This is a genomic window from Ignavibacteriota bacterium, from assembly GCA_019637995.1.
Lineage (GTDB): Bacteria > Bacteroidota > Ignavibacteria > Kapaibacteriales > UBA2268 > JANJTB01.
This window is the reverse complement of sequence record JAHBUQ010000006.1, coordinates 30513-46954: the sequence shown is the minus strand read 5'-3', so window position 1 is coordinate 46954 and position 16442 is coordinate 30513. Positions and strand designations below refer to the sequence as shown.

The 16442-nt window shown below is 34.4% G+C and carries 14 protein-coding genes; 9 read left to right on the top strand and 5 right to left on the bottom strand.

The features are described from left to right. Positions 1 to 273: 273 nt before the first annotated feature. Together hutU and KF896_16550 are read right to left on the bottom strand one after the other, a co-directional pair. The gene (hutU, locus tag KF896_16555) at positions 274 to 1920 is read right to left on the bottom strand and encodes a urocanate hydratase (protein ID MBX3045326.1); all 1647 of its coding nucleotides are present in this window, start codon (positions 1918 to 1920) and stop codon (positions 274 to 276) included. 2 nt (positions 1921 to 1922) lie between these two features. After that, positions 1923 to 2318: a DUF971 domain-containing protein gene (locus KF896_16550; protein MBX3045325.1), complete on the bottom strand. Its 396-nt coding sequence runs from the start codon at positions 2316 to 2318 to the stop codon at positions 1923 to 1925. Between the two features lie 390 nt (positions 2319 to 2708). Between KF896_16550 and KF896_16545 the strand changes: the two genes are divergently transcribed. After that, on the top strand, positions 2709 to 3338 hold the full coding sequence (locus tag KF896_16545) for a redox-sensing transcriptional repressor Rex (GenBank protein MBX3045324.1): 630 nt from the start codon (positions 2709 to 2711) through the stop codon (positions 3336 to 3338). 12 nt (positions 3339 to 3350) lie between these two features. Then, on the top strand, positions 3351 to 4316 hold the full coding sequence (locus KF896_16540; GenBank protein ID MBX3045323.1) for a dihydroorotate dehydrogenase-like protein: 966 nt from the start codon (positions 3351 to 3353) through the stop codon (positions 4314 to 4316). Between the two features lie 227 nt (positions 4317 to 4543). On the opposite strand, the gene KF896_16535 is transcribed toward KF896_16540, so the two are convergent. Further along, complete coding sequence (locus tag KF896_16535; protein ID MBX3045322.1) at positions 4544 to 4798, bottom strand: DUF2442 domain-containing protein; 255 nt, start codon at positions 4796 to 4798, stop codon at positions 4544 to 4546. A 1008-nt stretch (positions 4799 to 5806) separates the two neighbouring features. Here KF896_16535 and KF896_16530 point away from each other — a divergent pair. Next, positions 5807 to 6025 carry a DUF2283 domain-containing protein gene (locus tag KF896_16530; protein ID MBX3045321.1) on the top strand — a complete coding sequence of 73 codons (219 nt, stop codon included), beginning with the start codon at positions 5807 to 5809 and terminating at the stop codon, positions 6023 to 6025. A gap of 434 nt (positions 6026 to 6459) precedes the next feature. Continuing rightward, positions 6460 to 7365, top strand: coding sequence for a D-2-hydroxyacid dehydrogenase (locus tag KF896_16525; GenBank protein ID MBX3045320.1), 906 nt, complete (start codon positions 6460 to 6462; stop codon positions 7363 to 7365). 67 nt (positions 7366 to 7432) lie between these two features. Here KF896_16525 and KF896_16520 read toward each other — a convergent pair whose 3' ends face one another. Together KF896_16520 and KF896_16515 are read right to left on the bottom strand one after the other, a co-directional pair. Continuing rightward, a complete protein-coding gene (locus tag KF896_16520; protein MBX3045319.1) occupies positions 7433 to 7933 on the bottom strand; it encodes a histidine phosphatase family protein in 501 nt (166 codons plus the stop codon). 6 nt (positions 7934 to 7939) lie between these two features. Beyond that, on the bottom strand, positions 7940 to 9286 hold the full coding sequence (locus KF896_16515) for a hypothetical protein (protein ID MBX3045318.1): 1347 nt from the start codon (positions 9284 to 9286) through the stop codon (positions 7940 to 7942). Positions 9287 to 9841: 555 nt separating this feature from the next. On the opposite strand from KF896_16515, the gene KF896_16510 reads away from it, so the two are divergent. The 5 genes from KF896_16510 (at position 9842) to KF896_16490 (ending at position 16419) form a co-directional block, all read left to right on the top strand. After that, positions 9842 to 10867 carry a hypothetical protein gene (locus tag KF896_16510; GenBank protein ID MBX3045317.1) on the top strand — a complete coding sequence of 342 codons (1026 nt, stop codon included), beginning with the start codon at positions 9842 to 9844 and terminating at the stop codon, positions 10865 to 10867. Between the two features lie 139 nt (positions 10868 to 11006). Then, on the top strand, positions 11007 to 12233 hold the full coding sequence (locus KF896_16505; GenBank protein MBX3045316.1) for a hypothetical protein: 1227 nt from the start codon (positions 11007 to 11009) through the stop codon (positions 12231 to 12233). Positions 12234 to 12256: 23 nt separating this feature from the next. Further along, a complete protein-coding gene (locus tag KF896_16500) occupies positions 12257 to 12736 on the top strand; it encodes a Rieske 2Fe-2S domain-containing protein (protein ID MBX3045315.1) in 480 nt (159 codons plus the stop codon). Positions 12737 to 12768: 32 nt separating this feature from the next. Continuing rightward, a complete protein-coding gene (locus tag KF896_16495; GenBank protein ID MBX3045314.1) occupies positions 12769 to 13128 on the top strand; it encodes a cytochrome c in 360 nt (119 codons plus the stop codon). 375 nt (positions 13129 to 13503) lie between these two features. After that, positions 13504 to 16419: a PAS domain S-box protein gene (locus KF896_16490; GenBank protein MBX3045313.1), complete on the top strand. Its 2916-nt coding sequence runs from the start codon at positions 13504 to 13506 to the stop codon at positions 16417 to 16419. Positions 16420 to 16442: the final 23 nt, after the last annotated feature.

Here is a 16442-nt window from a genome sequence, read left to right as displayed (position 1 = left end):
ATAATAATTTTTAGAATCACTTTTGTGTTCCGGTTTTTTATATTTAATAACCTTTGTAATAACAATCACCTAAAAAATAATTCGTAAAAATAAACTATCATCATCCTCCGTTATATCATTTCAAAAAAGTTTTTTCTAAATGCGACATTAATTATATTATAATGACACATCAAAATCAAAAAGGTTTCAAATAAATTTAAACTTTTTTAAAAAAACATAAATAATATTTTAAATATGACAAAATGTCATACTAATTAACATAAATAATAACTATTATAACATAGGAATATTTATGCCAAACTTATCTGCATTTTCTTTCGCTCTGCTATAACCTGCATCTGAATGTCGGAGAATACCCATCAGAGGATCATAAGTAAGAACTCTTGACAATCTGCCGGCGGCTTCTTCAGTTCCGTCAGCGACAACCACCATACCTGCATGCTGAGATAATCCCATTCCTACTCCTCCGCCATGGTGCAATGAGACCCATGAAGCACCACCAATAGCGTTAAGAGCGAAATTCAAAAACACCCAGTCTGATATAGCATCAGAGCCATCAAGCATAGATTCGGTTTCGCGGTGAGGCGATGCAACCGAACCACAGTCAAGATGATCGCGCCCGATTACAATCGGTGCTGAGACTTTACCGGTTTTCACCAAATCATTGAACATAAGACCCGCTTTCATTCGGTCGCCGTAACCCAACCAGCATATTCTTGAAGGCAATGCCTGATACCCTATATGATTCTGTGCATTTTTAATCCATCTGTGAAGAGGCTCGTCATTTGGGAATAATTCTAAGACTGCTTTATCTGTTACTGCTATATCGGCAGGATTTCCTGACAAAGCGACCCATCTGAATGGTCCTTTGCCGTCACAGAATAAAGGACGGACATAGTCAGGTACAAATCCATTGAAGTCAAAAGCATTTTTGACTCCGCCGTAATCTCTGGCTATTCCTCTGATATTGTTTCCATAATCAAAAACTACTGCTCCAGCTTTCTGGAAATCAAGCATTGCTCTGACGTGTGAGGCTATTGACTTATAAGACTCTTCAAGGTACTTCTCAGGATTTTCCTTCCTCAAAGTGTCTGCTTCAGATTTGCTGAGACCTGCAGGATAATACCCGTTCAGCGGGTCGTGAGCCGAAGTTTGGTCAGTTACCACATCCGGAATAATATTTCTTCTGATAAGCTCAGGAAGAATTTCTGAAGCGTTGCCTATTAATCCGATTGAAAGAGCTTCTTTTCTTGAGCAATAATCTCTCATCACGTTGAGAGCTAAATCAAGACTATCTATTTTAATGTCGCAATAACCATCATGAATACGCTTATCAATTCTTGTCTCATCAATTTCTATTGTTATTGATACTGCACCTGTAAATTTAGCGGCAAGAGGCTGAGCTCCACCCATTCCGCCCATTCCGGCAGTGAGTAAGAATCTGCCGTAAAGGTCACCCCCGAAATGCTGCCTTGCACATTCTGCAAATGTTTCGTAGGTCCCTTGGACTATTCCTTGAGTACCGATATAAATCCAGCTGCCTGCTGTCATCTGTCCATACATCATAAGACCCAGACTGTCAAGGCGCCTGAATTCATCCCAGGTTGCCCATTTAGGAACAAGATTTGAGTTTGCAATAATGACTCTCGGTGCGGCTGTATAAGTTTTGGCTACACCAACAGGTTTACCTGACTGAACAAGCAAGGTCTCGTCTTCATCCATATTTTTGAGTGTATCAACAATAGCATCGAAGCACTCCCAATTGCGGGCTGCTTTTCCAAGTCCACCATAAACTATGAGTTCTGAGGGCTTCTCTGCATTCTCAGGGTCAAGATTATGGTGTATCATCCTGTAAGCGGCTTCAATTTGCCAGTTTTTACAAGTTAGCTCAGTCCCTCTTGGAACTTCAACCATTCTCATTATTAATTACTCCTTACATTCAAATCAGGAAGTTTTGGCTTTGACTTCAATTTATCCAAATATTCCTGAACTTCATCTTCGCTTAATTTATAATTTTCAAATATTACTCTGAAAAACTCCCATGGATATATTCCGGTATCGTGTCCATCGCCCCAAACAGGATTAATTGCATAATTGCCAACAGGTGTCAGAGATTTTAATTCATTCTTTCCAGGAGTAAATGTAGGCATCGAAAATTTATTTGTTTTCCCGGATTGTTCGTTTTTTTCACGGCAATCAGCACAAGGGCACTCCAAACGAAGTTTTTCTATTTTTATAACAGATTTGAAGCCGTCAGCCCATTCAGCTGCCAGTAATCCGTCATTCTCACGCTTTATTTTCAAAGGTACTAAATTCATAACGCAAAATTAAGCAATTATTTTCAAATAACAAAATTACTAATACGACTTTATCAAGTTACAGTTGATTATTTTGAAAAATTAATGATAGTGCCATTCTTTTATGGAAAATATTTTTTTAGTATTTCAACAATTGATTTAATTCAAAAGTAAATCCTTAATATAAATTATCCAAATATTCACTCATTCTTGACTCATATTTAATAAAATATTTAAAAAATATTCAATTATTTTGTATTTTTTAAAATATTTCTTGTATATTTAATAACAATAAGTTATTTTATATTTTGTTAAGTGTACCAAATCAAAATATTTATGTGAAAATTGGAACATTAATTTAAAATAATTATGATAACTACTATTGTTCAATATATGAAGAGACTTACTTAAATGACAAATAAGGGACAAATTTTAAGATTACTTAACTACAAGAATCTTCTAAAACATTTACAGAGTTTAGGATTTAAGAAAGTATTTTCTGATAATATTTCAGATACACTTGAAATATCATCATCTCTTGTGCGAAAAGATTTTGGAAATTTTGGTATCACCGGTAACCGCAAAGGCGGCTATGATATTGATTCTATAATTGTTAAAATTGACGAAATTCTTGGTAAAGATGAAATTCAGAAAGTCATTATTGTCGGTGTTGGAAGGGTTGGTGAAGCACTTATGAATTATCAGGGATTTCTGAAAGAAGGCATTCAGATAATCGCTGGTTTTGATACTGAGCCTGACAAAATCAGAAGTGATTCCGGAGTTCCTATCTTGCATATAGATAAGCTTACTGATTATGTGATGGATAACAAAATTAGAATTTGCATTTTGACAGTGCCGCAAATGGTCGCAAAGCATACAGTTGACCTGCTTGCAGCTTCAGGAATCGGTGGCATTCTTAATTTTACTCCTATAAAATTCCAGAGTACATCAGAACTCACTATCAATAACATTAATATTGTTCATGAGCTGGAAAATCTGATTTATGTAGTAAATAAGCAGAAAGAAAATCAAAAATCCTAAAGTGAGGCAGCAATGAATATTAAGACTAAATATATGGGCTTGAATTTGCCCGGACCTGTTATTGTAGGAAGTTCCTCGCTAACAAACAGCATAGACAATATGAAAAAAGCTGAAGATGCCGGTGCCGGTGCTATTGTTATAAAATCACTTTTTGAAGAGCAGATACTCACGGATTCGGGAAGGGATATTTCATCCAGAAAACTGCATTCCTGGTATCCTGAAGCTGTTAAAGGCATAAGCAATTATTCCGAAAATCAACTTATTGACCATTATCTTAAGTTGATTGAATTTGGTAAAACAAGTTTAAATATTCCCATATTAGCAAGTATTAACTGTATTTCAGATTATGAATGGCCACAGTTTGCCTCAAGTTTTGAGGAAGCGGGTGCCAATGCTATAGAATTAAATATTTCAGTATCTCCTGCCGACTCATCAAGCGGAGACGAAATTTTGCTGAATATTGCAAAAATTATTTCAGCTGTCAGAGACCATTGCACGATTCCGGTATCGGTTAAATTATCTCCATTCTTCACAAATTTCAATACTGCACTTAAGCAGATTGATGAAACCGGAATTGAAGGTCTTGTGCTATTCAACAGACTCTTTACACCAAATATTGATATTGAATCAATTTCTGTAACAGGCGAGTCCAATTTAAGTTCGACAAGCGATATGAATACTTCACTGAGATGGATTTCTCTACTCTCTGATTCTCTGAAAGCCGATATAGCCGGCTCGGGAGGAGTTCACGATAGTGAGGGTGCTATTAAATACCTGCTTGCTGGTGCAAGAGCGGTTCAGGTAACATCTGCAATTATGATGAATGGTTTTGACTATATCGGCATAATTAACAATGGTATTTCCAAATGGATGGATGAAAAAGGTTACACATCAATTGATGAATTTTGTGGTCTAATTGCAAAGGATATTAGCAGTAAAAATCAATTCCTGAAAATTCAGTACCTTAGATTTGAATAATAATTTCTGTACCGTCAGTTGTTACAACTGGCGGAATGGGAATAAACTGAAAAATTATTCTTCGATAAAAAGGTTAATAGCTAATTTGATTTTTGAAAATAATTCAGAATCAATTTCTCCAATTTTTTTCAATGGAAATGATATTTTTAAGAACCTCATTAAATCAATCTATGAAATTATTACTTTTTGCTAAAGTTGCTTATTAGGGTATATCGTTATCAAGCATATCACAGTTGGAATTTGCCTTCCAAAATACCTTTTACAGTAATATCTTCATCTAATTCTTCCCAGCGGAGGGCAATACTATTAAGCCGAAGTTCGACTTTTTGTAATTCCGCATCATTAGCTTTACTTAAAATTTTGAACCAGTCAGCTGGAAAAGCGATGATTCTGAAATCCGTCAATTTAAGGTAAATCATCCTATCCTTGACCCATACATTCATTGCAACCGGCTCTGTTTCTCTACTTTTATCAACGACCATGAAATCTACATCCGTAAAATAACAAGCATTTTAATTTTTCAATAACTTACAAACTAATACTTTTTAACGAAATTAGCAGGTATATATTATTATAACGTATTTTTGAAAAATACTAATGATAAAATGTAAAGGTATCAAAGTTAAAGCCACCCAAACCTTTTTCCTTATTGATTTCGTTTTAATAAGGTAATAAGGTTATTACGATTAAGTCGCTTTACTCTTTCTGCTAAGGTTTTTAAAAAAGATAAGGTTTCTATCTGATTATTAACCCTGCCCCTAAAAAATATAAGGGCAGGTCAAGCCCTAACCTTACATTTCAATTCCTAAAACATCTGTTGTTTTACATTGCAGTCGTGGATTAGTAAAAAGGCGATTGTCAGACATTTTAACGATAACATAGTTCATACGGGGCGAAAGTTTTACTGAAAATCAATGTTTAGCATTTGCCAAAATGTTTGAATTTCTTTAGGTTTGGAAATTATTCAGAGATAATTATGGAAGTAAGGTGAGAATTTCTTACTTTTGAAAATTAAAATGTTTGCTGATTTTTGAAAATATTTGGTGCATTATAATTCGATTACATTAATATTTAAAGAAATATTTTGATAAGAACAGCTCAATAAACTTTGTGGATTATCTGGTATTTTATGTTAAAATGCTATTTTTTTAAGTGAAATTCAAATGTAATAAATGTAAAATTGAGTAAATAATTGAAATTATTGTAGATTATCGGATACCATTATGGAAAAGAAAATAATTTTTACACAACATTCTTTGGAGCGGATATCAAAACGTGGAACCACAAAAGAATAAGTAATTGAAGCAATAGAATTTGGAAATCGTGAATCAGCAAATGGTAATAAAATAATGTGTCGGTTAAATCTTCCTTATAATAAAATCTGGCTCGATACTTCTTATCCAATAAAACAAGTTGCCCCAATTATTGTTGATGAGGGTAATGAAATAATAGTTATTACAGTTTATACATTTTATTTTTAGGAGAAAAAAGTGAAAATAAGTTATGACAAACAAGCTGATGCTATGTATATTGAATTAATTGAAGATGTTGAACACGTTAGAACAGTTCAGCTTTCTGAAGATATTGCGCTTGACTTTGCTAAAGGTGAAATACTTGTCGGAATAGAGATTTTGGATGCAAAAGAGAATATGGGTAAAGGAAAAATTCCTCCTGTTGTTCTTGATAATTTCAGATATGAGTTTGCATAGAAATGATAAATAACTAAACATCTGCAGGACTCTCAAAAAAATGCCTTAATTACCTTATTAAATTTAATTTAATAGGGTAATAAGTTTGGACAGGTGTTTTATTTGATATTTTCTGCTAAGGTTTTAAAAAAAGATAAGGTTTCTAACTGATTATTAACCCTGCCCCTAAAAAATATAAGGACAGGTCAAGCCCTAACCCTACATTTCAATTCCCAAATCATCTGATGTTTTTCCATGGCGACATACAAATGCAGGGGCTTATGAAATAACATTTGATTAATATTGAGTTTAAAATTACTTTTCACAAATATTATTTTTTTTTCACAAAAATTTTGATTATTTTTATTTTTGGGAAATTGCATATTTCAAAATGATTTTTGATGTTACAATTTTCTCAAATAAATTTGTAAACTAAAATAAAAATGGAGTTCAAAATGAAAATATTAGTATCAGACGGAATCGAGAAAATTGGTTCAGATATGCTCAAAGAAGCAGGTTTTGAAGTAATCGAAACAAAGCTCACTCCTGAGCAGTTATTAGCGGAAATCAAAAATTATGATGCAATCATAGTTCGCTCAGCAACAAAAGTTACTAAAGAAGTAATTGATGCCGGCAATCTTAAATGTATTGCACGTGGAGGCGTCGGGCTTGATAATATTGATGTTGCTTATGCTAAGGAAAAAGGAATTCCCGTACTTAATACACCCGGAGCATCTTCGATTTCAGTTGCTGAGCTTGCAATTGCACACATGTTTGCACTAAGCAGATTTTTACATTTGAGCAATACTGAAATGCGTCAGGGTAAGTGGCCCAAAAAAGAGTACAGCAAAGGCATCGAACTTACAGGTAAAACCGTCGGTATCATTGGTTTTGGCAATATCGGAAAAGAAGTTGCTAAAAGATGTCTTGGGCTATGTATGGATGTAGTTTCTTATGACCCTTATGTGAATGAAACTGACATGAATGTGAAACTTGTTACTATGGACGAACTTCTTGCACAATCAGATTTTATTACATTGCACATTCCATTTATCAAAGAAAACGGACCTACAATTACATCCGCAGAATTTGCTAAAATGAAAGATGGTGTAATCTTGATTGACTGCGCCCGCGGTAAAGTTGTTGTAGAAAAAGACTTACTTGAAGCACTCAATAGCGGAAAAGTAGCTAAAGCAGCTCTTGATGTATTCGAAGTTGAGCCACCAACAGAAGCACAATCAGCACTTATAAACCATCCAAATGTGTCTGTTACTCCTCATATCGGCGCCTCCACTATGGAAGCTCAGGACAGAGTTGGCGAGGAAATCGCAGGAAAAGTAATAGCAGTACTTAAAGGCTGATTCGAAGAAATATTATAATTTTATGGGGCAGCCGATATAATTTCGAATGCCCCATTTTTTTTAATAATTAAGAAGTAAAGTACTTTTTTGGGTAGTCAAAAAATCTTAAATTACCGTTGTGATTCAATACTTCTTCCCAAGAATTTACTTCAAAATCTATGCAAATAATACCGCAGGTCGGTACATTTTCAAAATAATTTCCTGTAAAAAATGTTGCGAGTGAAGTAATATCCGGATTATGACCAAAAAACATAGCGGCAATTATATTATTATCTAAATGCTTAATTGTTTTGTTTATAAATTTCATTCCTTGATGATAGATTGCCTCTTCCATATTTATATCATTTTTGTCAATTTGGAGAGCATCGGCAAAATATTCAGCAGTAGTAATAGCTCTTTTGGCAGTACTTGAGTAAATAACTGGCTTAAGTCCAATTTTATTTGAGAAAATATCAGCCATTTTGGGAGCATCATGAAATCCTCTTTTGTTCAGAGGTCTGTCAAAATCAGTCCACTCCTGATTATCCCAGCTTGATTTAGCGTGCCTGACAAATATTATTGTTTTCATATTAATTTATTGGTTATTATTTGTTTGCATTTTTTTTTGATATAACAGATTGTCCTCAGCAATGGCAACACCTCTTACCTTGTTTGCCGATAGTGTATCTTTTCTTTTCTCATAGGCTTTAGTCATAAGTTCAACAAACCGGTCGCGGACTTCCAGCCTTTTCTCCTTATCCTCAATTTGCAGCCAAGCTCTTTGCTCGAAGAAGGTACTCAGATTATTGATAACTTTCTGAGGTGAAGATGAAGAATCCGTTTCGGCTTTGCTAAGAACATTAGTTAGTCTGCTAAATACTTTTTCAGAGTTATCAGAGCTACTTTCAACATTTCCGTCATCATCATTGTCTGATTTTTCGGTATAATAATTCTTTACCACAATTGAAAGGGATTTGACTGTGCCTTCATCGGTGAAATCATAAAGTTTGAATTTAGCAGGAAATGAAGGTCTAATCTTAACAGTAATATTATCCGGACTTGAATCAAATCCGTTTGCTTTGAGAAGTTGGATAATCTCCTTAATTTTTGATGAAGTCAGGTCAGATTCTACAAGCATTAATCCGCTTCCAATGAAGATATCACCCATCATACCATCCAGCCTTGAAAAATTTCTGAAAAGCATTTGACGTATGAATTGCCCCTGATTGTAAACTCTTTGAAAATCGTCTCCACCGAGAGCAGAGCGTGAACGCAAAATTTGCAGAGTTTGGCTTGGTTTTTCGTAACCCAGCCATTCAATTATTCCCATTGCCTGCGAAAAACCAAGTTCAGCGAAATAATGTATTTTGTCCACTTCGCCAATTCTGCATAATTCTTCAAAATATGCTCTTCTGCCTTTAGCAGCACGAACAATAGTCAGCTTATTCTGCCCGGTTGTATCGTCATAGCCGGCATCAGCAGGTGTATCCCGAGGGATTGATATAATTTCGATTTTTCCGTTATCAGGTAGTATAGAAATTATATGATTAGCATCAGCATGGCGATATCTGTCACCCAGACGTGCATCAACTCCGGTCACTGCAATATTAATTCGCCTGCCTGAATATACCCTTCGGATATATTTTCCGGCGTCTTCATCATATTCAAATTCCGGAAGATTTGTTGAGCGGCTTATATTTATTACCTGTACTCCTGAATCAGCATCCGGTAGAATTGCCTTAAGAAAAGTAGTATCAATTGTTTCGTCTTTATCGGTTAGGTTATTTACTTTTGTAATATCAGACTTAATTTCAATTATTTCACTATACTCGTTTTTAAAGTAAATAGCAACTAATAATCCTGCTATTAATATCATTATCAGCAAAAAATAAAGAGGAACATAAGATTTCTTCTTTCTTTTACTATTTACTTTTTGTACCATAATTTAACAAATATTCTATAAAAATTAACATAATGTTATAAATAATTTTTAATTAACGGCTTTGTATATATCATATTATTTATTCGGGCATTTATAGTTTTCATCGTTAGAATATTAGTTTGCGAATATTTAAATCATTGAATGTAACTATATAAGTATTTAGATAAAACTAATTTTTATTAACTTAATTTATCAAATTGAAATATCTATTTTTGTTAGTATGACAATGATTACATTTGTTAAGATTCTTGATTAAAAAATTATTATACAATAAATTGAATTATAAGAATATATTTTTCAATGATTCAAATAAGCTGATTAATTTATTATTATCAGTCACTTACGTCAATTATTGAATTAGAATTATCATTTTAAAATCAACTTTTGAGAGAAGTTGAAATTATTGAACAAAATTCTTTATGTATAGCTAAATATTAAATATTTTTTAATTTTGAAAATTAAGTAATATTATTTAAATTTACCTTATGCAATATGCAGAAAATAAATTTTCTTTGTAAATTTTTGTAATTTTATAAACTATTTAAGGAGTTACTAATGACACGATCACTAACAATGATGTTTCTGGCAATAATGGTAAGTTTCTCACTGCTTATAATCAGCTGCGAAGGACCTGCCGGAAAAGACGGCTTAGCCGGTACCGATGGAAAAGACGGTAAAGACGGACAAGAGCAGTGCGGCGTTTGCCACAATTCTTCAAACGTGCTTTTTGCTAAGCAATTACAGTATGAGAATTCTCAACACGGTAAAGGCACTACTTTTGAGAGATCAGGAACAAGCTGCGCTCCATGCCATACAAATGACGGCTTCCATGAAGTATTAGGAACAGGCGAATTTAACACAGCCGCTGAAGTACTTGACCCAACAGGACAAAATTGCCGTACCTGCCACTTTGTTCACAGAAACAGCGATGAAACTGATTGGGAATTAACAAAAGTAGGTGAAGTTAAATTCCGCATAGATCCAACCAAAATTCATGATTTTGGAACTGGTGCTACTTGTGCTACTTGCCACCAATCACGCTCAGTACCTTCAATGGCAGATTTTGCCGGCGAAACTTACAGAGTTGCAAACAACAGATATGGTCCTCATTATGCAACTGCAGCAAATTCTTTCATAGGTATGGGCGCAGTTGAAATTGATGGTCCTGAACCATACACAAGTACTACGGTACACGTTAACTTGCTTAAAAACTCCTGTGTAGATTGTCACATGGGTAAAGCATTTGGCGCTCAGGCAGGTGGTCACACTATGAAAATGACTTACAACGAAGGTACAACTGACAATATAGCTGTTTGTACAAGTTGCCATGCCGGAGAAACAAAGTTTGACTTCCGTGGAACCCAAACAGAGGTTAAAGCATTGATGGCTGAACTTAAAGAAAAACTACTTGAAAAGAATATGGTTGATGCTGGTGGCTATCCTGTTGCCGGCACTTATCCATCAATGCATGCAGCTGCTCTTTATAACTACAGATATGTTTATTTTGACCAAAGCTATGGTATTCATAATCCTAAATATATCACTGCTGTTCTGAAAAATTCCATTGCAGCTTTTGATTAATCTGTGATGAGTTATTGATTCAAATTTAGAGGGCTTTTTATTAAGCCCTCTTATGTATTGAAGTAAAATATTCTCAATTCAAATTTAACGTATTCAATATTAATTCGTTAATTATTTAGAAATAAACAAAGAGATAAAAATGAAAAAAATTGTACTGATAATAATAATATCAATGTTGGCAAGTTATGAGGGCTACTCTCGTGCTCAATATTCCCTTCTTCAGTCCTACGGTACAAAGTGCACCGGTTGTCATACAATCAATCAGGGTGCCGGTGTGAGAAACTTTGGTGGCTGGATGTCAAGAAATATGAGCTCACTTGTTGACCCTGCTGACATTGGACTTCAAGGACTTTTTGATTTAACCCAGGAATCCAATCAAATCATTGAAGATAAATTAACCTACGGCTTTGACTTCCGTTATCAAACTGCCCGATGGGGTTCTCAATCCGGTGTATCAGAAAGAAAACACATGGTGATGCAGTGGTCAAATTATCTTGTTTACACACCAACTGACTGGCTGACTTTCGAAGGATTATATAATTTTGGATATGATATTCACGAAACAATGCGTTATCCCGGACAGCAACCTGCAGCAGGAAGTGTTATAATTCAGCCATCACATGATTTACCATCATTAAGAGTTGGTTATTTCCAGCCTACTATTGGCACAAGATTTGAAGACCATACAATGCTCAATCGTCAGTTTGCATCTGGTGGCAGAGGAGTACCTGTTGTTCCTGCTGATTATGCAGAACTCGGTTTTCAGATAGACTATGAAGCAATTTCCTGGTTAGGTGTCAGTTTTGGTATGTTCAGCAGCCAGAACTTAGCTGAAACAAGAATTCCATTAGGAACTACAGCAGCAGGAGCTCCTGTAAACGGAAATCACATGTCTTCTGTTTTCAGACTTGTATTCTTTCCACCTGAGCTGATGCCGGGTGTAAATATGTTTGCCGGCGGAACATTATTCTTTAACTCTCCTCTCAAAACCGATGACGGGATTTATTTCGGTAATGAGCACTACTACATCGGCAATGTGTTTTTCAATATCGGTTTAGTTGATAAACTCGCACTCATGACTGAATATATGAGAACTGTAAAGCAAGGCCAGCTTGAAGTAAATAATGTGAGTCTGGAACTTAATTATCAACTTCATGAAGCACTCATTCCATACGTAAGATATGAAAATGGTAATACAAACTACCTTGCGGACAATGCTGATTTTAATACAAGTCATTATGTGGTTGGAGCAAAAGCATACGTGTTGCCGTACATTGCATTTCTGCCTGAATATCGTATAAATGACAAGGCACATTTGCCCGGCTATGCTTCTCAATGGGCTTTCCAAATTCACGTATTTTATTAAGAGTATAAGGAGTTAAAACTGAAATGAATGATATTAATAAAAGAAGAGAATTCTTAAAAAACACCGGAAAGGTTGCCGGTTTTGGACTTTTTGCCGGTGCATTTGGAAGCATGATTACTTCTTGTGAGCAGGACGAACTTCCACCAAAACCTATAAGTGGCGAAAGAGTTGATTTTGATACAAATCTTCATCCTCAACTTTCATCACCGGGAAGTCACAAAATTGTCAAGATTGATAAGGTTAACGGTGACGACCCTGTTATCGTGAAACATAATCCTGATAGTACATGGTTGGTAATGGATGCAATATGTCGTCATCAGGCATGTAACGTTGAGCTACCTAATTCGTCTGATGGAGTAATGACGTGTATATGTCATCAGGCAACTTTCTCATTTACTGATGGGAAGGTTATTGACAACAAAGGCTTCAATGTACCCGATATGCAGGTATTTGAAACCGAATATAATTCAGGCAATAAAATATTGACCATTATTTTAGCGTAAGTTTTTTTAATTAATTATTAGGAGCTTTTCAAATGAAAACACTTAAATTAACTGTTGCTTTTTTAGTAACACTCGGAGTCTTAGGACTATCGCTCGTTCAGATGTCACATGCTGAAGGTAAAGACGGTAAAACTATTTTTGAAGATGCTAAATGTACAACTTGTCATGGCATCGAATCACAAGGTGTTGTTCCAAAGAAAAAATCAGACAAAAATCCTGATTTATCCAAAATACACAAAGGTGATGATTATACTGTTGATTTCTGGACAAAATACTTGAAAAAAGATGAAAATCTTAACAATAAGAAGCACCCGGTTCCTTTCAGAGGTAGCGATGAAGATTTAACTACTATGATTAACTGGTTAATGGAAGTTGCAGAACCGTTAAACTAATCATATGATTGTTTTTTTTTGTTCCCAAACCCCGATGATAACTCATTGGGGTTTTTTAGTTTAATAGCCTGGCAATATAATCTTTAAGTATTAATTAAAAAACAATAAAAAAAAATAATCATAAGCTTTATTTTGATGATATTTAAATAATTATATGTATATTTGTTATTATGTGATTTGCTAAAAAAAGGCATTTGTATATAAAAGTGTTAGATGCTATGAGAGAGAAAAGATATGTTCATAAAACGAATTTTGAATCATTAGTGAAAATGTTTACGATAGTAATATTTTTGCTTGAAAGCATCTTGCTTTTACCCCTTAATAATACCTACTATAATTGCAATTTATATTATTTTATCCTATGACAGGTGAGCTATGAATTATGACGAGATGACAAGAGAGGATTTAATTCGAGAGCTGAAAACGCTGAAGAGCGAATATTTCAAAATGGAAAAGAGAGTTCAGAATGACATTGCAATACAAAACAATATCCAATTAGAGCTTCTAATAAGAGAGCAATTTTTAAACAGTGTATTTAAAAGTGTGCCTGTAGGAATAGGTGTTGTTATTGACAGGGTTATTAAATTTGCTAATGACAGGTTGTGTACAATTACCGGATATTTATCAGAGGAAATGCTCGAGAGAAATGCAAGATTTCTCTATATTGATGATAACGACTATGAGTATGTAGGCAAAGAAAAATATGAGCAAATATCAAAACTCGGAACCGGCTCTGTGTTTACAAAATGGAAACGGAAAAATGGAGAAATAATAAATGTTTTTTTAAGCTCTACTCCTATAGATCAAAGCGATTTATCTAAAGGTGTTACTTTTTCGGCTATGGATGTTACGGACTGGAAAGTTTATGAAGAGGCACTTGCTGAAAGCAGGTCAATGTTAGACCATGTAATAAACATTGTTCCCCAGAATATTTTTTGGAAGGGTAAAGACGGAAAATATCTGGGTTGCAACAAAAATTTTGCAATTGAAGTAGGTCTCAAAAAAACAGAAGATGTGATTGGCAAAACTGATTATGATATGCCATGGAATCAGAAAGACAGAGAAAAATATATAGCTGATGACAATTATGTTATACAAAGTAAAACCCGCAAAATGCATATCATAGAGCAGCTTCAGTCAAATGATGGAAGCCGGAAGTGGATTGATACTTCAAAAGTTCCGATGATTGACTATGATGGCAATTGTATTGGTGTTTTAGGTGTGTATGAGGATATTACAGAACAGAAGAAATTTGAAATTCAAGTTCTTGAAAGTAGGGAATTCTTATCATCAATTCTACAAACACTGCCAATTCCTTTCTTTTTTAAAAATAATGAAGGACAGTACAAACAGTTTAATAAAGCATTCGTTGATTTTTTTGGAAAAACTGAGAATGAAATCCTTAATAAAACAGTTAAAGACTTAAACCCTAAAGAATATTCAGATGAATTCCATAAAAAAGACCTTGAACTCTTGGAAAGTAAAAAAGTTCAAATATACGAAGCGCCTGTTAAAACAGCAAAAGGGATCAGAGATGTAGTTTTTCACAAAGCTTCAATTACGGATGCAAATGATAATATAATTGGTATAATCGGTGTTATGGTTGATGTTACAGATCAAAAAATATTTGATTCGGTTAAAGAAGCCAGATTAAAATTATTGAAGTACTCTGAAAATCATACATTGTCAGAATTGCTGACTGCAACTCTTGATGAAGTAGAATTAATTACAAAAAGTAAAGTGGGTTTTTATCATTTTGTTGAGTCTGATCAGAATACTCTTTCACTTCAAGCGTGGTCAACCAATACGACCAATCACATGTGTAAAGCTACAGGTGCAGGAATGCATTATCCGATTGACCAGGCTGGAGTGTGGGTGGAATGTGTTGTTGAAGGCAAACCTGTAATTCACAATGATTATATGTCCATGCCGAACCGAAAAGGGCTTCCTGAAGGGCATGCAAAGGTTTTTAGGGAACTTGTAGTTCCTATTTTCAGAGGGGATAAAATTGTATCTATTCTTGGTGTTGGAAATAAGGAATCTGATTATAATGAAACAGATGTAATTATTGCACGTGATATCGCTGATCTGGCGTGGGAAATGACTGAAAGGAAAAGGTCTGAGCAAATTATCAGGCAAAAAGAAGAAGCAATTATCAAACAAAACGAAATCTTTGAAACTTTACTTGAAAATATTAAGGTTGGTATTTTCATGGTTGAGGCACCAACAGGTAAACCAATTATAGCAAACAAAGCAGCTCTGAATATTTTAGGTAGAGGAGTCATGCCCGATGCCAATAAAGAGAATCTGGCAGAGGTTTACAAGGTGAAAAGATTAAATACAGACAGTCCCTATCCAGTTGATGAAATGCCGATAGTTTTGGGGATGATTGGCGAATCTGCTCATATTGAGGATATGGTTGTTGAAAAGCCCGATGGCACTGAAATTTTACTGGAAGTTTTTGGTACTCCGATTAAGGATAAAGAGAATAATATTTGGGCAAGTCTTGTAAGCTTTTATGATATTACAGAGCGAAAAAGAATTGAAGTCGAAATACAGATGAAGAATGTTGAACTTGAAGAACTTAATGCTTCAAAAGATAAATTTTTCTCAATTATTTCTCATGATTTGAGAAGTCCGTTTAATGGTTTTCTGAATCTTACAAAAATAATGGCAGAAAATCAATTTAATCTGACACTTAAAGAAATGCAGGACTTGAGCGAAAGTATGCGTCAGGCAGCAGAGAATATTTATAATTTGCTTGAAAATCTGTTGCAATGGTCAAAGGTCCAGAGAGGCAACATCTTATTCGAACCGAATGAATTAAATCTCAAACAACTTGCAAATAATGCAGCTGGTATTGCTCAAGTAATATTTGATCAAAAATCTATAAATTTAAGAATCAATGTTCCTGATGATTTTGTAGTTAATGCTGATGTTTTAATGATAGAGACTGTATTAAGAAATCTTATTAACAATGCCGTCAAATTTTCAAATTCCGGTGGCAATATCGAAATTGGTTTGATAGAAAATAGTCCAAAAAATCATTACTGTACTGTTTATGTAAAAGATTCAGGTGTAGGAATGATCGAAGAAGTGATTGATGGTATATTCAGAATTGATAGAAGCACTTCTTCCGACGGTACAGCCGGTGAGAAAGGAAGTGGATTAGGGCTAATTCTTTGCAAAGAATTTATTTCTATGCATGGTGGAGAGATATGGGCTGAAAGCAGGATTGGAGAAGGTTCAACATTTTATTTTTCGATTCCTTGCAAATCTGTTTGTTATTAATTATATTTACAAATATTTAAGTA